The 14,858-nt window shown below is 56.8% G+C and carries 13 protein-coding genes; 12 read left to right on the top strand and 1 reads right to left on the bottom strand.

Going from position 1 to position 14,858, the window contains the following annotated elements; translation table 11 throughout:
• Window positions 1-10 precede the first annotated feature (10 nt).
• Genes pxpB through nei form a run of 4 tightly spaced genes read left to right on the top strand, consistent with a single transcriptional unit; the run spans window position 11 to window position 3,130 of the window.
• Window positions 11-667 (top strand): 5-oxoprolinase subunit PxpB, encoded by a 657-nt coding sequence (gene pxpB, locus IM267_RS06260; RefSeq protein WP_064910817.1) that lies wholly within the window; start codon window positions 11-13, stop codon window positions 665-667.
• Window positions 661-1,593 (top strand): 5-oxoprolinase subunit PxpC, encoded by a 933-nt coding sequence (gene pxpC, locus IM267_RS06255; RefSeq protein WP_112792599.1) that lies wholly within the window; start codon window positions 661-663, stop codon window positions 1,591-1,593. The genes pxpB and pxpC overlap by 7 nt, the downstream gene beginning before the upstream one ends.
• The gene (gene pxpA / locus IM267_RS06250) at window positions 1,580-2,320 is read left to right on the top strand and encodes a 5-oxoprolinase subunit PxpA (protein WP_112792598.1); all 741 of its coding nucleotides are present in this window, start codon (window positions 1,580-1,582) and stop codon (window positions 2,318-2,320) included. Before pxpC ends, pxpA begins: the two co-directional genes overlap by 14 nt.
• 18 nt (window positions 2,321-2,338) lie before the next feature.
• Window positions 2,339-3,130, top strand: a complete 792-nt coding sequence (gene nei, locus IM267_RS06245) for an endonuclease VIII (protein WP_107534935.1) — start codon at window positions 2,339-2,341, stop codon at window positions 3,128-3,130.
• 84 nt (window positions 3,131-3,214) lie between these two features.
• On the opposite strand, the gene IM267_RS06240 is transcribed toward nei, so the two are convergent.
• Complete coding sequence (locus IM267_RS06240) at window positions 3,215-4,498, bottom strand: citrate synthase (RefSeq protein ID WP_006809584.1); 1,284 nt, start codon at window positions 4,496-4,498, stop codon at window positions 3,215-3,217.
• Between the two features lie 639 nt (window positions 4,499-5,137).
• Here IM267_RS06240 and sdhC point away from each other — a divergent pair.
• From sdhC to sucD, 8 genes are all read left to right on the top strand, one after another.
• Window positions 5,138-5,542: a succinate dehydrogenase cytochrome b556 subunit gene (gene sdhC / locus IM267_RS06235; RefSeq protein ID WP_026080740.1), complete on the top strand. Its 405-nt coding sequence runs from the start codon at window positions 5,138-5,140 to the stop codon at window positions 5,540-5,542.
• On the top strand, window positions 5,536-5,883 hold the full coding sequence (sdhD, locus tag IM267_RS06230; protein ID WP_003858621.1) for a succinate dehydrogenase membrane anchor subunit: 348 nt from the start codon (window positions 5,536-5,538) through the stop codon (window positions 5,881-5,883). Before sdhC ends, sdhD begins: the two co-directional genes overlap by 7 nt.
• Window positions 5,883-7,649, top strand: a complete 1,767-nt coding sequence (gene sdhA, locus IM267_RS06225) for a succinate dehydrogenase flavoprotein subunit (protein WP_003858619.1) — start codon at window positions 5,883-5,885, stop codon at window positions 7,647-7,649. The genes sdhD and sdhA overlap by 1 nt, the downstream gene beginning before the upstream one ends.
• Before the next feature lie 15 nt (window positions 7,650-7,664).
• Window positions 7,665-8,381: a succinate dehydrogenase iron-sulfur subunit SdhB gene (sdhB, locus tag IM267_RS06220; protein WP_063866112.1), complete on the top strand. Its 717-nt coding sequence runs from the start codon at window positions 7,665-7,667 to the stop codon at window positions 8,379-8,381.
• A 238-nt stretch (window positions 8,382-8,619) separates the two neighbouring features.
• Complete coding sequence (gene sucA, locus IM267_RS06215) at window positions 8,620-11,427, top strand: 2-oxoglutarate dehydrogenase E1 component (RefSeq protein ID WP_193033019.1); 2,808 nt, start codon at window positions 8,620-8,622, stop codon at window positions 11,425-11,427.
• Window positions 11,428-11,441: 14 nt separating this feature from the next.
• Window positions 11,442-12,668 (top strand): 2-oxoglutarate dehydrogenase complex dihydrolipoyllysine-residue succinyltransferase, encoded by a 1,227-nt coding sequence (gene odhB / locus IM267_RS06210; protein ID WP_063866113.1) that lies wholly within the window; start codon window positions 11,442-11,444, stop codon window positions 12,666-12,668.
• A gap of 117 nt (window positions 12,669-12,785) precedes the next feature.
• Complete coding sequence (gene sucC, locus IM267_RS06205; protein WP_017384968.1) at window positions 12,786-13,952, top strand: ADP-forming succinate--CoA ligase subunit beta; 1,167 nt, start codon at window positions 12,786-12,788, stop codon at window positions 13,950-13,952.
• On the top strand, window positions 13,952-14,821 hold the full coding sequence (sucD, locus tag IM267_RS06200) for a succinate--CoA ligase subunit alpha (protein WP_006809578.1): 870 nt from the start codon (window positions 13,952-13,954) through the stop codon (window positions 14,819-14,821). Before sucC ends, sucD begins: the two co-directional genes overlap by 1 nt.
• Window positions 14,822-14,858: the final 37 nt, after the last annotated feature.

Below are 14,858 nucleotides of genomic sequence, written 5' to 3'. Positions count from 1 at the left end.
AGGTAGTTAAGTGCAGCGAGCGCGTTGTTATCTTCTGGGTGAAACCGCGGTAGTTCTGGAGCTTGAGCCTCCGGTGACGCTTGCCACGCAAAAGCGTATCTGGCGCCTGGCTCAGCGACTGCCCGAGCTACCCGGCGTGGTTGAAGCTATTCCGGGTATGAATAATATCACCGTGGTGCTACGCGATCCGCACACCGGGGCGCTGGATGCCATTGAGCGTCTGCAACGCTGGTGGGAGGAGAGCGAGGCGCTGGAGCCGGAATCGCGGGCGATTGAGATCCCGGTTGTCTATGGCGGCAAAAGTGGCCCTGACCTTGGCGTGGTGGCGGAACACTGTGGATTAACGGAAAAGCAGGTCGTCGAGCTGCACAGCTCAGTCGACTATGTTGTCTGGTTTTTAGGTTTCCAGCCGGGCTTCCCCTATCTTGGCGGGTTATCGCCCCAGCTACACACCCCGCGCCGGGCTGAGCCGCGCCTGAGCGTACCGGCGGGCAGCGTGGCGATTGGTGGCGAACAAACGGGAATTTACCCGCTCGCTTCGCCGGGCGGCTGGCAGCTTATCGGGCACACGTCCACGCCGTTATTTGAACCCGGCCATGACGCGCCCATACTCCTGCGTCCCGGTGACACCCTGCGCTTTATCCCGCAGAAGGAGGGGGTATGTTAACGCTTATTCGTGCAGGACTTTACACCTCAGTACAGGATGCTGGCCGTTTTGGCCTGCGTCAGTCCGGCGTGAGCTACTGCGGCGCGCTCGATCGTCCTTCGCTGGAGATTGCCAACCTGCTGGTAGGCAACCCAGGCAGCACGGCGGCGTTAGAAATTACGCTGGGCCAGTGCGTTATTGAGTTTGGTGAGGAAACCTGGTTTGCCTTAACCGGCGCGGGCTGTGACGCAACGCTGGACGGCAAAGCGGTGTGGACCGGCTGGCGATTGCGGGCGAAAGCCGGGCAGCGTCTGACGCTTAAGCGTCCTCTGCACGGCGTGCGTAGCTATCTTGCCGTGGCGGGGGGCATCGACGTGCCGGAGGTGTTGGGCTCATCCAGCACTGACCAGAAAGCGGGAATGGGCGGTCATGAAGGACGGCTGCTGCGCGACGGCGATCGTCTGGCGATTAAGCCCTCAGCGCGCCATTTCACCACCACGCAGGGCGTCAAGCAGTTGCTGTGGGGGAACGTGATCCGCGCCTTGCCGGGACCGGAATATCAGGAGTTTGATGAAGCCTCAAAAGAGTCTTTCTGGCGCTCGCCGTGGAAGATCAGCCCGCAGAGTAACCGTATGGGTTATCGGCTTCAGGGGCAACCGCTGACCCGCACGACTGACCGGGAGCTGCTGTCTCATGGGCTGCTGCCGGGGGTGATCCAGGTGCCGGGCAACGGGCAGCCCATCGTACTGATGAACGACGCGCAAACCACCGGCGGCTATCCGCGTATTGCCTGCATTATCGAAGCGGATCGCTACCATCTGGCGCAAATCCCTCTCGGCCAGCCGATTCATTTTGTGCAGTGTACGCTGGAGGAGGCGCTAAAGGCCCGGCAGGATCGGCAGCGCTATCTCGAACAGCTGGCGTGGAGGCTCGATGGTAAAGATTGATTTAAACGCCGATCTGGGGGAGGGCAGCAGCGCTGATACGGCGCTGATGACGCTGGTCTCCTCGGTCAACATCGCCTGCGGTTTTCATGCCGGCGATGCGCAGACCATGCTGGAAAGCGTACGCAATGCTATGAAAAACGGCGTGGCGATTGGCGCTCACCCCAGCTTTCCCGACCGGGAGAACTTTGGCCGTACGGCGATGGATCTCCCGCCGGAGACGGTCTACGCTCAGGTGCTCTACCAGATCGGCGCGCTGGAGGCGATAGTAGGCGCTGAGCATGGCGTGCTGCGTCACGTCAAGCCGCACGGCATGCTCTATAACCAGGCGGCGAAAGATCCGGCGCTGGCGGAGGCGATAGCCCGCGCGGTGCGGGACTGCAATCCGCAGCTGATTCTGGTTGGCCTGGCGGGTAGCGAGCTTATTCGTGCCGGAGAGCGGCTGGGGCTGTCGACGCGGCAGGAAGTCTTTGCCGATCGGGGATACATGCCGGACGGCAGCCTGGTGCCGCGCACGCAGGCCGGTGCGCTGATTACCGACGAAAATAAAGCGCTGGCGCAGACGCTGGAGATGGTGCGCGCCGGGCGGGTGACCGCCGTGGATGGAACATCCGCAAATGTTCAGGCCGATACGGTGTGTTTACACGGCGACGGGGAGCATGCGCTCCAGTTTGCGCGACGCCTGCGGGCGGCGTTCTCTGAAGAGGGCATTCTCGTCAGCGCAGATTGATGATAAAAGGACAATAACATGCCTGAAGGTCCGGAGATCCGCCGCGCGGCGGATAGCCTGGAGGCGGCGATAAAGGGTAAACCTCTGACCGATGTCTGGTTTGCCTTTCCTCAACTAAAACCGTTTGAAACAGAGCTTGTGGGACAGACGGTGACCCACATTGAAACGCGCGGCAAAGCGTTGCTCACGCACTTTTCCCATAACCTGACGTTATATAGCCATAATCAGCTTTACGGCGTCTGGCGCGTGGTGGAGGCGGACGAGCAGCCGCAAACGACGCGCGTGCTGCGCGTCCGGTTACAAACGGCGGATAAGGCGATCCTGCTCTACAGCGCCTCTGATATCGAAATGTTAACGCCGGAGCAGCTGCTGACGCATCCGTTCTTACAGCGCGTCGGGCCGGACGTGCTGGACATGCGCCTGACGGCGAGCGATGTTAAAGCCCGGCTATTATCTCCCCAGTTCCGCAACCGCCAGTTTTCCGGGCTGTTGCTCGATCAGGCGTTTCTTGCCGGTCTGGGAAACTACCTGCGGGTGGAGATCCTCTGGGAAGTGGGGCTGGCGCCGCAGCGCAAGGCGTCGCAGCTGAGCGATGAAAAGCTGGAGGCGCTGTCGCACGCGCTGCTGGACATTCCGCGGCTGTCGTACAATACGCGCGGCATCGTAGATGAAAACAAGCATCACGGGGCGCTGTTCCGCTTTAAGGTGTTCCATCGGGCGGGGAAAAAGTGCGAGCGGTGCGGCGGAGTGATTGAGAAGGCTACGATCTCTTCCAGACCGTTTTACTGGTGTCCCCGGTGCCAGATGTAAAAAAGCCGGGTGGCGGCTACGCCTTACCCGGCCTACATTTCGCACTTGTAGGCCCGGCAAGCGAAGCGCCGCCGGGCGTGTTTATTAGCGCTTAATGTCAGACTTAAAATCACGCTGCTCGTAGCCAGTGTACAGCTGACGAGGACGGGCGATTTTCATGCCTTCGCTGTGCATTTCGTTCCAGTGCGCAATCCAGCCCACGGTACGCGCCATGGCGAAGATCACGGTGAACATGGAAGACGGAATGCCCATCGCTTTCAGAATAATGCCAGAGTAGAAATCGACGTTCGGGTAGAGTTTCTTCTCGATGAAGTACGGGTCGTTCAGTGCGATGTGTTCCAGCTCCATCGCCACTTCCAGCAGATCGTCTTTGGTGCCCAGCTCTTTCAGCACTTCGTGGCAGGTCTCACGCATAACGGTCGCGCGCGGGTCGTAGTTTTTGTAAACACGGTGACCGAAGCCCATCAGACGGAAGGAGTCATTCTTGTCTTTCGCACGACGTACGAACTCTGGAATGTGCTCCACAGAGCTGATCTCTTCCAGCATCTTCAGCGCCGCTTCGTTCGCGCCGCCGTGCGCCGGTCCCCACAGGGAGGCGATACCCGCAGCGATACAGGCGAACGGGTTCGCGCCCGAAGAGCCTGCGGTACGAACGGTAGACGTTGACGCGTTCTGCTCGTGGTCAGCGTGCAGGATCAGAATACGGTCCATGGCGCGTTCCAGCACCGGGTTCACTTCATACTCTTCGCACGGCGTGGAGAACATCATGCGCAGGAAGTTGCCGGCGTAGGAGAGGTCGTTACGCGGATACACAAACGGCTGGCCGATGGAGTATTTGTAACACATCGCCGCCATGGTCGGCATTTTGGAGAGCAGACGGAACGCCGCGATATCACGATGACGTGGGTTATTCACGTCCAGAGAATCGTGATAGAACGCCGCCAGCGCACCGGTGATACCGCACATGACCGCCATCGGGTGAGAGTCACGACGGAACGCATGGAACAGACGGGTAATCTGCTCATGGATCATGGTGTGACGGGTCACGGTGGTTTTGAATTCATCGTACTGCGCCTGCGTCGGTTTTTCGCCGTTCAGCAGGATGTAGCACACTTCCAGATAGTTGGATTCGGTGGCTAACTGATCGATGGGGAAGCCGCGATGGAGCAGGATACCTTCGTCACCGTCAATGTAGGTGATTTTGGATTCGCAAGATGCGGTGGAGGTGAATCCAGGGTCAAAGGTGAATACCCCTTTGGAACCCAGCGTACGGATATCAATAACATCCTGACCGAGCGTGCCTTTTAGCACATCCAGTTCAATAGCATCATCACCATTTAGGGTGAGTTTTGCCTTTGTATCAGCCATTTACGGTCTCCTTAGCGCCTTATGCTTAAGACTGCTTTTCACCGGATTTGCCTTCAGCTGTTAATCACCGTTACCAGATTGTTATTTGGCTTACCGCTCAGCTCACGAGGAGAAACCAGGGTACAGAGCTATGGCGCCTTGCAGGTAAACGAATGAAATATCAGTGAAACAACAGCAAATCAGCGTTTTTGCAGTCCGAATTATTCAAACCTGTATATCACTAATAACTGTCCTGATAACTTCGGTCAATACCATCACACTGTTACATAACTATTTGTCAGGTGAAAGAGAGACCTCATAACTTTTGCGCATTATATGCCTTTTCTGATGACGTTTGTAACAATATTGTTTAACATTTGTCAAATCAGATGATTAAAATTTAAAAAGATGTTGTTATCGTGACCCCGATCACTGTTCCAGAGAAAACCCAACAAACTGTATGTAGGTTAATTGTAATGATTTTGTGAACGGCCTATACTGCCGCCAGGTCTCCGGAACACCCTGCAATCCCGAGCCACCCAGCGTTGTAACGTGTCGTTTTAGCATTTGGAAGCAATGTTTTGCATGACGCGCAGTTATAGAAAAGGAACGCTGTCTGACCCGCATCGCAGTCCGGAGGAAGGAAACAATAAGAACAGCATGTGGGCGTTATTCATGATAAGAAATGTGAAAAAACAAAGACCTGTCAATCTGGATCTGAAAACGATCCGATTCCCTGTAACAGCAATAGCGTCCATTCTGCACCGCGTTTCTGGTGTGATTACGTTTGTGGCGGTCGGTATTTTGTTGTGGTTACTGGGAACCAGCCTCTCCTCTCCTGAAGGATTCCTCCAGGCCTCGGCCATCATGAACAGCTTCTTCGTGAAATTTATCATGTGGGGCATTCTGACCGCGCTGGCCTATCACGTTGTTGGCGGCGTACGCCACATGCTGATGGACTTTGGCTATCTGGAAGAGACGTTCGAGGCCGGGAAACGTACCGCGAACATTTCATTTGTGATCACTGTCGTGCTTTCACTTCTCGCAGGAGTTCTCGTATGGTAAGCAACGCCTCCGCATTAGGACGCAACGGCGTACATGACTTCATTCTGGTCCGCGCTACCGCCATCGTCCTCACGCTTTACATCATCTATATGATCGGTTTCTTCGCGACCAGCGGGACGCTGACGTGGGAAATCTGGAGTGGTTTCTTCGGATCGGCCTTCACCAAAGTGTTCACCCTGCTGGCCCTGTTCTCCATCCTTATTCATGCCTGGATCGGCATGTGGCAGGTGTTGACCGATTACGTTAAACCGCTGGCGATTCGCCTTCCGCTGCAACTGATTATTGTTGTTGCTCTGCTGGTTTACGTCATTTATGGATTTGTTGTGGTGTGGGGTGTGTAATGAAACTGCCAGTCAGAGAATTTGATGCTGTTGTGATTGGTGCGGGTGGCGCAGGTATGCGCGCCGCACTGCAAATTTCCCAGAGCGGCCAGACCTGTGCGCTGCTCTCTAAAGTATTCCCGACCCGTTCCCACACTGTGTCTGCGCAAGGCGGTATCACCGTAGCGCTGGGTAACTCCCATGAAGATAACTGGGAATGGCACATGTACGACACGGTAAAAGGTTCCGATTACATCGGCGACCAGGATGCCATCGAATATATGTGTAAAACCGGCCCGGAAGCGATTCTGGAGCTGGACCATATGGGTCTGCCGTTCTCCCGTCTGGAAAACGGTACCATCTATCAGCGTCCGTTTGGCGGCCAGTCGAAAAACTTCGGCGGCGAGCAGGCGGCACGCACCGCGGCGGCGGCTGACCGTACCGGTCACGCGTTGCTGCACACGCTGTACCAGCAGAACCTGAAAAACCATACCACCATCTTCTCCGAGTGGTATGCGCTGGATCTGGTGAAAAACGCCGATGGCGCCGTGGTGGGGTGTACCGCACTGTGCATCGAAACCGGTGAAGTGGTTTACTTCAAAGCCCGCGCGACCGTGCTGGCGACCGGCGGCGCAGGCCGTATTTATCAGTCCACCACTAACGCCCACATCAACACCGGTGACGGCGTCGGTATGGCTATTCGCGCCGGCGTGCCGGTGCAGGACATGGAGATGTGGCAGTTCCACCCAACCGGTATTGCCGGCGCGGGCGTGCTGGTCACCGAAGGCTGCCGCGGTGAAGGTGGCTATCTGCTGAACAAACACGGCGAGCGCTTCATGGAGCGTTATGCGCCAAACGCGAAAGACCTGGCGGGTCGCGACGTGGTGGCGCGTTCCATCATGATCGAAATCCGTGAAGGCCGCGGCTGCGATGGCCCATGGGGTCCACACGCGAAGCTGAAGCTCGACCATCTGGGTAAAGAGGTGCTGGAATCCCGCCTGCCGGGCATCCTGGAGCTGTCCCGCACCTTCGCCCACGTCGATCCGGTGAAAGAGCCAATTCCGGTTATCCCAACCTGCCACTACATGATGGGCGGTATCCCGACCAAAGTGACCGGTCAGGCGCTGACCGTGAACGAGCAGGGCGAAGACGTGGTCATTCCTGGCCTGTTCGCGGTAGGCGAAATCGCCTGCGTATCCGTTCACGGCGCAAACCGTCTGGGCGGCAACTCCCTGCTGGACCTGGTGGTATTTGGTCGTGCGGTGGGTCTGCATCTTCAGGAGTCCATCGCCGAGCAGGGCGCGCTGCGTGATGCAACCGACGACGAAATCGACGCCTCTCTTGAACGCCTCAACCGCTGGAACGGCAACCGTAACGGCGAAGATCCGGTGGAAATCCGTAAGGCGTTGCAGGAATGTATGCAGCACAACTTCTCGGTATTCCGTGAAGGTGATGCAATGGCCAAAGGGCTTGAGCAGCTGAAAGCGATTCGCGAGCGTCTGAAGAATGCCCGTCTGGACGACACCTCCAGCGAGTTCAACACCCAGCGCGTCGAATGCCTGGAGCTGGATAACCTGATGGAAACCGCATTCGCAACCGCCATGTCGGCAAACTTCCGTACCGAAAGCCGTGGCGCGCATAGCCGCTTCGACTTCCCGGATCGTGATGACGAAAACTGGCTGTGCCATTCCCTGTATCTGCCAGAGTCGGAAACCATGACGCGCCGTAGCGTTAACATGGAACCGAAACTGCGTCCGGCGTTCCCGCCGAAGATTCGTACTTACTAATGCGGAGACAGGATAATGAAACTCGAATTCTCAGTTTATCGTTATAACCCGGATGTAGACGATGCTCCGCGTATGCAGGATTACACCCTCGAAGCGGAAGAAGGTCGTGACATGATGCTGCTGGATGCGTTAATCCAGCTGAAAGAACAAGATCCTACGCTGTCGTTCCGCCGCTCCTGCCGTGAAGGGGTATGTGGCTCTGACGGTGTGAACATGAACGGCAAAAACGGCCTGGCCTGCATCACGCCAATTTCAGCGCTAAACCGTCCTGGCCAGAAAATTGTTATCCGTCCTCTGCCTGGCCTGCCGGTCGTGCGTGATTTGGTGGTGGATATGGGACAATTCTATGCACAATATGAGAAGATTAAGCCTTACTTATTGAATAATGGGCAAAATCCACCCGCTCGTGAGCATTTACAGTCTCCTGAGCAGCGTGAAAAACTTGATGGATTGTATGAGTGTATTCTCTGTGCATGTTGTTCAACGTCGTGTCCGTCATTCTGGTGGAACCCGGACAAATTTATCGGCCCTGCGGGTCTGCTGGCTGCCTATCGCTTCCTGATCGACAGCCGCGATACCGAAACCGAGAACCGTCTGGAAGGTTTAAGTGACGCTTTCAGCGTATTCCGCTGCCATAGCATCATGAACTGCGTCAGTGTGTGTCCTAAGGGGCTGAACCCGACGCGCGCTATCGGCCATATTAAGTCGATGCTATTGCAACGCAGTGCGTAAGTAACAACGCCGGATGGCGCTGCGCTTATCCGGCCTACGAGACGGTAGGCCCGGTAAGTGCAGCGCCAGCGGACAGATTGCAGAAACCTTTAAAAACTGCCCTGAAGTTTAGACAGTTTCTAAAGGTTCCTTCGCGGGCCAAATGAAAAGAGCTCGCAGGTGAACCCCGGCACGTACACGGTGTGTGCGTGGTAGTTTCTACGGCGAAAGTAAGCATAAAAATGCTTAAGGGATCACGATGCAGAACGGCGCAATGAAAGCCTGGCTGGACTCTTCTTACCTCTCTGGTTCAAACCAGAGCTGGATAGAACAGCTCTATGAAGACTTCTTAACCGATCCTGACTCAGTGGACGCAAACTGGCGTTCCATGTTCCAGCAGTTGCCTGGTACAGGGGTCAAACCGGATCAATTCCATTCAAAAACACGTGATTATTTCCGTCGTCTGGCGAAGGATGCCTCACGTTACTCTTCTGCGATTTCCGACCCTGACACCAATGCGAAGCAGGTTAAAGTCCTGCAACTTATCAACGCTTATCGCTTCCGTGGTCACCAGCATGCGAATCTCGATCCGCTGGGACTGTGGCAGCAGGAACGTGTGGCGGATCTCGATCCGGCCTATCACGATCTGACCGAGGCCGATTTCCAGGAAAGCTTTAACGTAGGTTCTTTTGCTATCGGCAAAGACACGATGAAGCTGGGCGATCTGATTGACGCGCTCAAGCAAACCTACTGCGGCTCCATCGGCGCGGAATATATGCACATTACCTCCACCGAAGAGAAACGCTGGATCCAGCAGCGTATCGAATCCGTGGCAGGCCACGCGAATTTCTCAGCAGATGAGAAAAAACGTTTCCTGAACGAACTGACCGCAGCGGAAGGCCTTGAGCGCTATCTGGGCGCGAAATTCCCGGGCGCGAAACGCTTCTCACTGGAAGGCGGCGATGCGTTAGTCCCGATGCTGAAAGAGCTGATTCGTCATGCCGGCAAGAGCGGCACGCGCGAAGTGGTGCTGGGCATGGCGCACCGTGGTCGTCTGAACGTGCTGGTGAACGTGCTGGGTAAAAAACCGCAGGATCTGTTCGACGAGTTCGCGGGTAAACACAAAGAGCACCTCGGCACCGGTGACGTGAAGTACCACATGGGCTTCTCCTCGGATATCGAAACCGAGGGCGGTCAGGTTCACCTGGCGTTGGCGTTTAACCCGTCGCATCTGGAAATCGTCAGCCCGGTGGTTATCGGTTCCGTTCGCGCGCGTCTGGATCGTCTGGACGAGCCGAGCAGCAATAAAGTGCTGCCAATCACCATTCACGGTGATGCGGCGGTCACAGGGCAGGGCGTGGTTCAGGAAACCCTGAACATGTCGAAAGCGCGTGGTTATGAAGTGGGCGGTACCGTTCGCATCGTGATCAACAACCAGGTGGGCTTCACCACCTCTAACCCGCTGGATGCGCGTTCTACCCCGTACTGCACCGACATCGGTAAAATGGTTCAGGCGCCAATTTTCCACGTTAACGCGGATGACCCGGAAGCCGTTGCTTTCGTTACCCGTCTGGCGCTGGACTTCCGTAACACCTTCAAGCGCGATGTGTTCATTGACCTCTTCTGCTATCGCCGTCACGGCCACAACGAAGCGGATGAGCCAAGTGCAACCCAGCCGCTGATGTACCAGAAAATCAAAAAACACCCGACGCCGCGTAAAATCTACGCTGACAAGCTGGAAAGCGAAAAAGTGGCGACGCTGGAAGATGCGACCGAGATGGTCAACCTCTACCGCGACGCGCTGGATGCGGGTGAATGCGTAGTGAAAGAGCTGCGCCCAATGAACATGCACTCCTTCACCTGGTCGCCGTACCTCAACCACGAGTGGGATGAGAGCTACCCGAACAAGGTCGAAATGAAGCGTTTGCAGGAGCTGGCTAAACGCATCAGCACCGTGCCGGAAGCGATCGAGATGCAGTCTCGCGTGGCCAAAATCTACGGCGACCGCCAGGCAATGGCGGCGGGCGAGAAGCTGTTCGACTGGGGCGGCGCGGAAACGCTGGCTTATGCGACGCTGGTAGACGAAGGCATTCCGGTTCGTCTGTCCGGTGAAGATGCGGGCCGCGGCACCTTCTTCCACCGTCACGCGGTGGTACACAATCAGTCTAACGGTTCAACCTATACCCCGCTTCAGCACGTGCATAACGGTCAGGGCCAGTTCAAGGTCTGGGACTCCGTGCTGTCAGAAGAAGCGGTTCTGGCCTTTGAATACGGCTATGCCACCGCAGAACCTCGCACCCTGACCATCTGGGAAGCGCAGTTCGGTGACTTCGCCAACGGCGCACAGGTTGTTATCGACCAGTTCATCTCCTCCGGCGAGCAGAAGTGGGGCCGTATGTGCGGCCTGGTGATGCTGTTGCCGCACGGTTACGAAGGACAAGGACCGGAGCACTCCTCCGCGCGTCTGGAGCGTTACCTGCAACTCTGCGCTGAGCAGAACATGCAGGTTTGCGTGCCGTCCACCCCGGCTCAGGTCTACCACATGCTGCGTCGTCAGGCGCTGCGCGGTATGCGCCGTCCGCTGGTGGTCATGTCACCAAAATCACTGCTGCGCCATCCGCTGGCGGTTTCCAGCCTGGAAGAGCTGGCAAACGGCACCTTCCTGCCGGCCATCGCTGAAATTGACGAGCTGGATCCGCAGGCCGTTAAGCGTGTCGTAATGTGTTCTGGTAAGGTTTATTACGACCTGCTGGAACAGCGCCGTAAGAACGATCAGAAAGATGTCGCCATTGTGCGTATCGAACAGCTTTATCCGTTCCCGCATCAGGCGATGCAGGAAGTGCTGAAACAGTACGCTCACGTTCATGATTTTGTCTGGTGCCAGGAAGAGCCGCTTAACCAGGGCGCATGGTATTGCAGCCAGCATCATTTCCGTGAAGTGATTCCATTTGGGTCTGCTCTGCGTTATGCAGGTCGCCCGGCCTCCGCCTCTCCGGCGGTAGGGTATATGTCCGTTCACCAGAAGCAGCAACAAGATCTGGTCAATGACGCGCTGAACGTCGATTAATTAAAGGATACATAATGAGTAGCGTAGATATTCTTGTTCCCGACCTGCCTGAGTCCGTAGCAGATGCAACCGTCGCCACCTGGCACAAAAAACCAGGCGACGCGGTAACCCGCGACGAAGTGCTGGTAGAAATCGAAACTGACAAAGTGGTACTGGAAGTACCGGCTTCAGCGGATGGCATTCTGGATGCAGTCCTGGAAGATGAAGGTACGACCGTCACCTCTCGTCAGATCCTGGGTCGCCTGCGTGAAGGCAATAGCGCGGGCAAAGAGTCCAGCGCTAAATCTGAAGAGAAAGCGTCTACCCCGGCCCAGCGCCAGCAGGCTTCTCTGGAAGAACAGTCTAACGACGCCCTCAGCCCGGCGATCCGTCGTCTGCTGGCTGAACACAGCCTTGACCCGGCAGCCATCAAAGGCACCGGCGTGGGTGGCCGTCTGACGCGCGAAGACATCGACAAGCATCTGGCTAAAGCGCCTTCTGAGGCGAAAGCCGAAGCCAAAGCGCCTGCGGCAGCGCCAGCGGCACAGCCTCAGCTTGGCGCACGTAGCGAAAAACGCGTGCCGATGACCCGCCTGCGCAAGCGCGTGGCCGAGCGCCTGCTGGAAGCGAAAAACTCCACCGCGATGCTGACCACCTTCAACGAAGTCAACATGAAACCTATCATGGACCTGCGCAAGCAGTACGGTGACGCGTTTGAAAAACGTCACGGTATCCGTCTGGGCTTCATGTCCTTCTACGTGAAGGCGGTGGTTGAAGCGCTGAAACGCTACCCGGAAGTGAACGCGTCTATCGACGGCGATGACGTGGTTTACCACAACTACTTCGACGTCAGCATGGCGGTTTCTACCCCGCGCGGCCTGGTAACGCCAGTTCTGCGTGATGTGGATACCCTGGGCATGGCTGACATCGAGAAGAAAATCAAAGAGCTGGCCGTGAAAGGCCGCGACGGCAAGCTGACCGTAGAAGACCTGACCGGCGGTAACTTCACCATTACCAACGGCGGCGTATTCGGCTCGCTGATGTCTACCCCGATCATCAACCCGCCGCAGAGCGCGATCCTGGGTATGCACGCCATTAAAGATCGCCCGATGGCGGTAGACGGTAAAGTGGAGATCCTGCCGATGATGTACCTGGCACTCTCTTACGATCACCGCCTGATCGACGGCCGCGAGTCCGTGGGCTTCCTGGTCGCGATTAAAGAGCTGCTGGAAGATCCAACACGTCTGCTGCTGGACGTCTAGTGACTATTTAGCATCACCTGCCCTGTAGGCCGGATAAGCGTAGCGCTATCCGGCGCACAGACCGCGCCGGTCTACAGGTTTGAAGATAACGATTACCCTGAAGGATGGATAGAACACATGAACTTACATGAATATCAGGCCAAACAGCTGTTTGCCCGGTATGGCTTACCGGCTCCGGTGGGTTATGCCTGTACTACCCCGCGTGAAGCAGAAGAAGCCGCGTCTAAAATCGGTTCCGGCCCGTGGGTAGTTAAATGTCAGGTTCACGCTGGTGGCCGTGGTAAAGCGGGCGGTGTGAAGGTCGTTAAGAGCAAAGAAGAGATCCGTGCGTTTGCTGAACATTGGCTCGGCAAGCGTCTGGTAACCTACCAGACAGACGCGAACGGCCAGCCGGTTAACCAGATCCTGGTGGAAGCGGCGACCGATATCGCGAAAGAGCTGTACCTGGGCGCAGTTGTAGACCGTAGCTCCCGTCGCGTGGTGTTCATGGCGTCTACCGAAGGCGGCGTGGAAATTGAAAAAGTGGCGGAAGAAACCCCGCACCTGATCCACAAAGTGGCTATCGATCCGCTGGCGGGCCCAATGCCTTACCAGGGTCGCGAGCTGGCGTTCAAGCTGGGTCTGGAAGGTAAGCTGGTTCAGCAGTTCACCAAGATCTTCATGGGTCTGGCAACCATCTTCCTGGAGCGCGATCTGGCGCTGATCGAGATCAACCCGCTGGTGATCACCACCCAGGGCGACCTGATCTGCCTCGACGGCAAGCTGGGCGCTGACGGCAACGCGCTGTTCCGCCAGTCCGATCTGCGCGAAATGCGCGACCAGTCTCAGGAAGATCCGCGTGAAGCGCAGGCTGCACAGTGGGAACTGAACTACGTGGCGCTGGATGGCAACATCGGCTGCATGGTTAACGGTGCGGGCCTGGCGATGGGCACCATGGACATCGTTAAGCTGCACGGCGGCGAGCCGGCGAACTTCCTCGACGTGGGCGGTGGCGCAACCAAAGAGCGCGTAACCGAAGCGTTCAAAATCATTCTCTCTGACAGCAACGTTAAAGCCGTTCTGGTTAACATCTTCGGCGGTATCGTCCGTTGCGACCTGATCGCCGACGGTATCATCGGTGCGGTAGAAGAAGTGGGCGTTAACGTTCCGGTTGTTGTCCGTCTGGAAGGAAACAACGCTGAACTCGGCGCGAAAAAACTGGCTGACAGCGGCCTGAATATTATTGCAGCGAAAAGTCTGACGGATGCAGCTCAGCAGGTTGTTGCCGCAGTGGAGGGGAAATAATGTCCGTTTTAATTAATAAAGATACCAAGGTTATCTGCCAGGGCTTCACCGGTAGCCAGGGGACTTTCCACTCCGAACAGGCGATTGCCTACGGCACGCAGATGGTTGGCGGCGTAACGCCAGGTAAAGGCGGCACCACGCACCTGGGCCTGCCGGTGTTCAACACCGTGCGTGAAGCCGTAGAAGCGACCGGCGCAACCGCGACCGTGATCTACGTTCCGGCGCCGTTCTGCAAAGACTCCATTCTGGAAGCGATCGACGCAGGCATCAAACTGATCATCACCATCACCGAAGGTATCCCGACGCTGGATATGCTGACCGTGAAGGTGAAGCTGGATGAAGCGGGCGTGCGCATGATCGGCCCGAACTGCCCAGGCGTGATCACCCCGGGCGAATGCAAAATCGGCATCATGCCGGGCCACATTCACAAGCCGGGTAAAGTGGGCATCGTGTCCCGTTCCGGTACCCTGACCTATGAAGCGGTTAAGCAGACTACCGACTACGGTTTCGGCCAGTCTACCTGTGTAGGCATCGGCGGTGACCCGATCCCGGGCTCTAACTTCATCGACATCCTGAAGCTGTTCCAGGAAGATCCGCAGACCGAAGCGATCGTGATGATCGGCGAGATCGGCGGTAGCGCCGAAGAAGAAGCGGCGGCTTACATCAAAGATCACGTCACCAAGCCGGTAGTGGGTTACATCGCGGGTGTGACCGCGCCGAAAGGCAAGCGTATGGGTCACGCGGGCGCGATCATCGCTGGCGGTAAAGGTACGGCGGATGAGAAGTTTGCCGCGCTGGAAGCCGCAGGCGTGAAGACCGTTCGCAGCCTGGCGGATATCGGCGAAGCGCTGAAATCCATCATTAAGTAAATCCTCTCTGCTCCCCGGATGGGGAGCGTTAAAGTAT

The sequence above is a fragment of the Enterobacter cloacae complex sp. P15RS genome (assembly GCF_014895905.1).
In the GTDB taxonomy this organism is placed as follows: domain Bacteria; phylum Pseudomonadota; class Gammaproteobacteria; order Enterobacterales; family Enterobacteriaceae; genus Enterobacter; species Enterobacter quasihormaechei.
The sequence above is the reverse complement of the archived record's forward strand: the minus strand, read 5'-3'. Positions and strand labels throughout refer to the sequence as shown.

Coding starts and splice junctions, on each gene's coding strand:
- pxpC (WP_112792599.1), top strand. CDS start 661: ATGTTAACGCTTATTCGTGCAGGACTTTACACCTCAGTACAGGATGCT.
- pxpA (WP_112792598.1), top strand. CDS start 1,580: ATGGTAAAGATTGATTTAAACGCCGATCTGGGGGAGGGCAGCAGCGCT.
- nei (WP_107534935.1), top strand. CDS start 2,339: ATGCCTGAAGGTCCGGAGATCCGCCGCGCGGCGGATAGCCTGGAGGCG.
- IM267_RS06240 (WP_006809584.1), bottom strand. CDS start 4,498: ATGGCTGATACAAAGGCAAAACTCACCCTAAATGGTGATGATGCTATT.
- sdhC (WP_026080740.1), top strand. CDS start 5,138: ATGTGGGCGTTATTCATGATAAGAAATGTGAAAAAACAAAGACCTGTC.
- sdhD (WP_003858621.1), top strand. CDS start 5,536: ATGGTAAGCAACGCCTCCGCATTAGGACGCAACGGCGTACATGACTTC.
- sdhA (WP_003858619.1), top strand. CDS start 5,883: ATGAAACTGCCAGTCAGAGAATTTGATGCTGTTGTGATTGGTGCGGGT.
- sdhB (WP_063866112.1), top strand. CDS start 7,665: ATGAAACTCGAATTCTCAGTTTATCGTTATAACCCGGATGTAGACGAT.
- sucA (WP_193033019.1), top strand. CDS start 8,620: ATGCAGAACGGCGCAATGAAAGCCTGGCTGGACTCTTCTTACCTCTCT.
- odhB (WP_063866113.1), top strand. CDS start 11,442: ATGAGTAGCGTAGATATTCTTGTTCCCGACCTGCCTGAGTCCGTAGCA.
- sucC (WP_017384968.1), top strand. CDS start 12,786: ATGAACTTACATGAATATCAGGCCAAACAGCTGTTTGCCCGGTATGGC.
- sucD (WP_006809578.1), top strand. CDS start 13,952: ATGTCCGTTTTAATTAATAAAGATACCAAGGTTATCTGCCAGGGCTTC.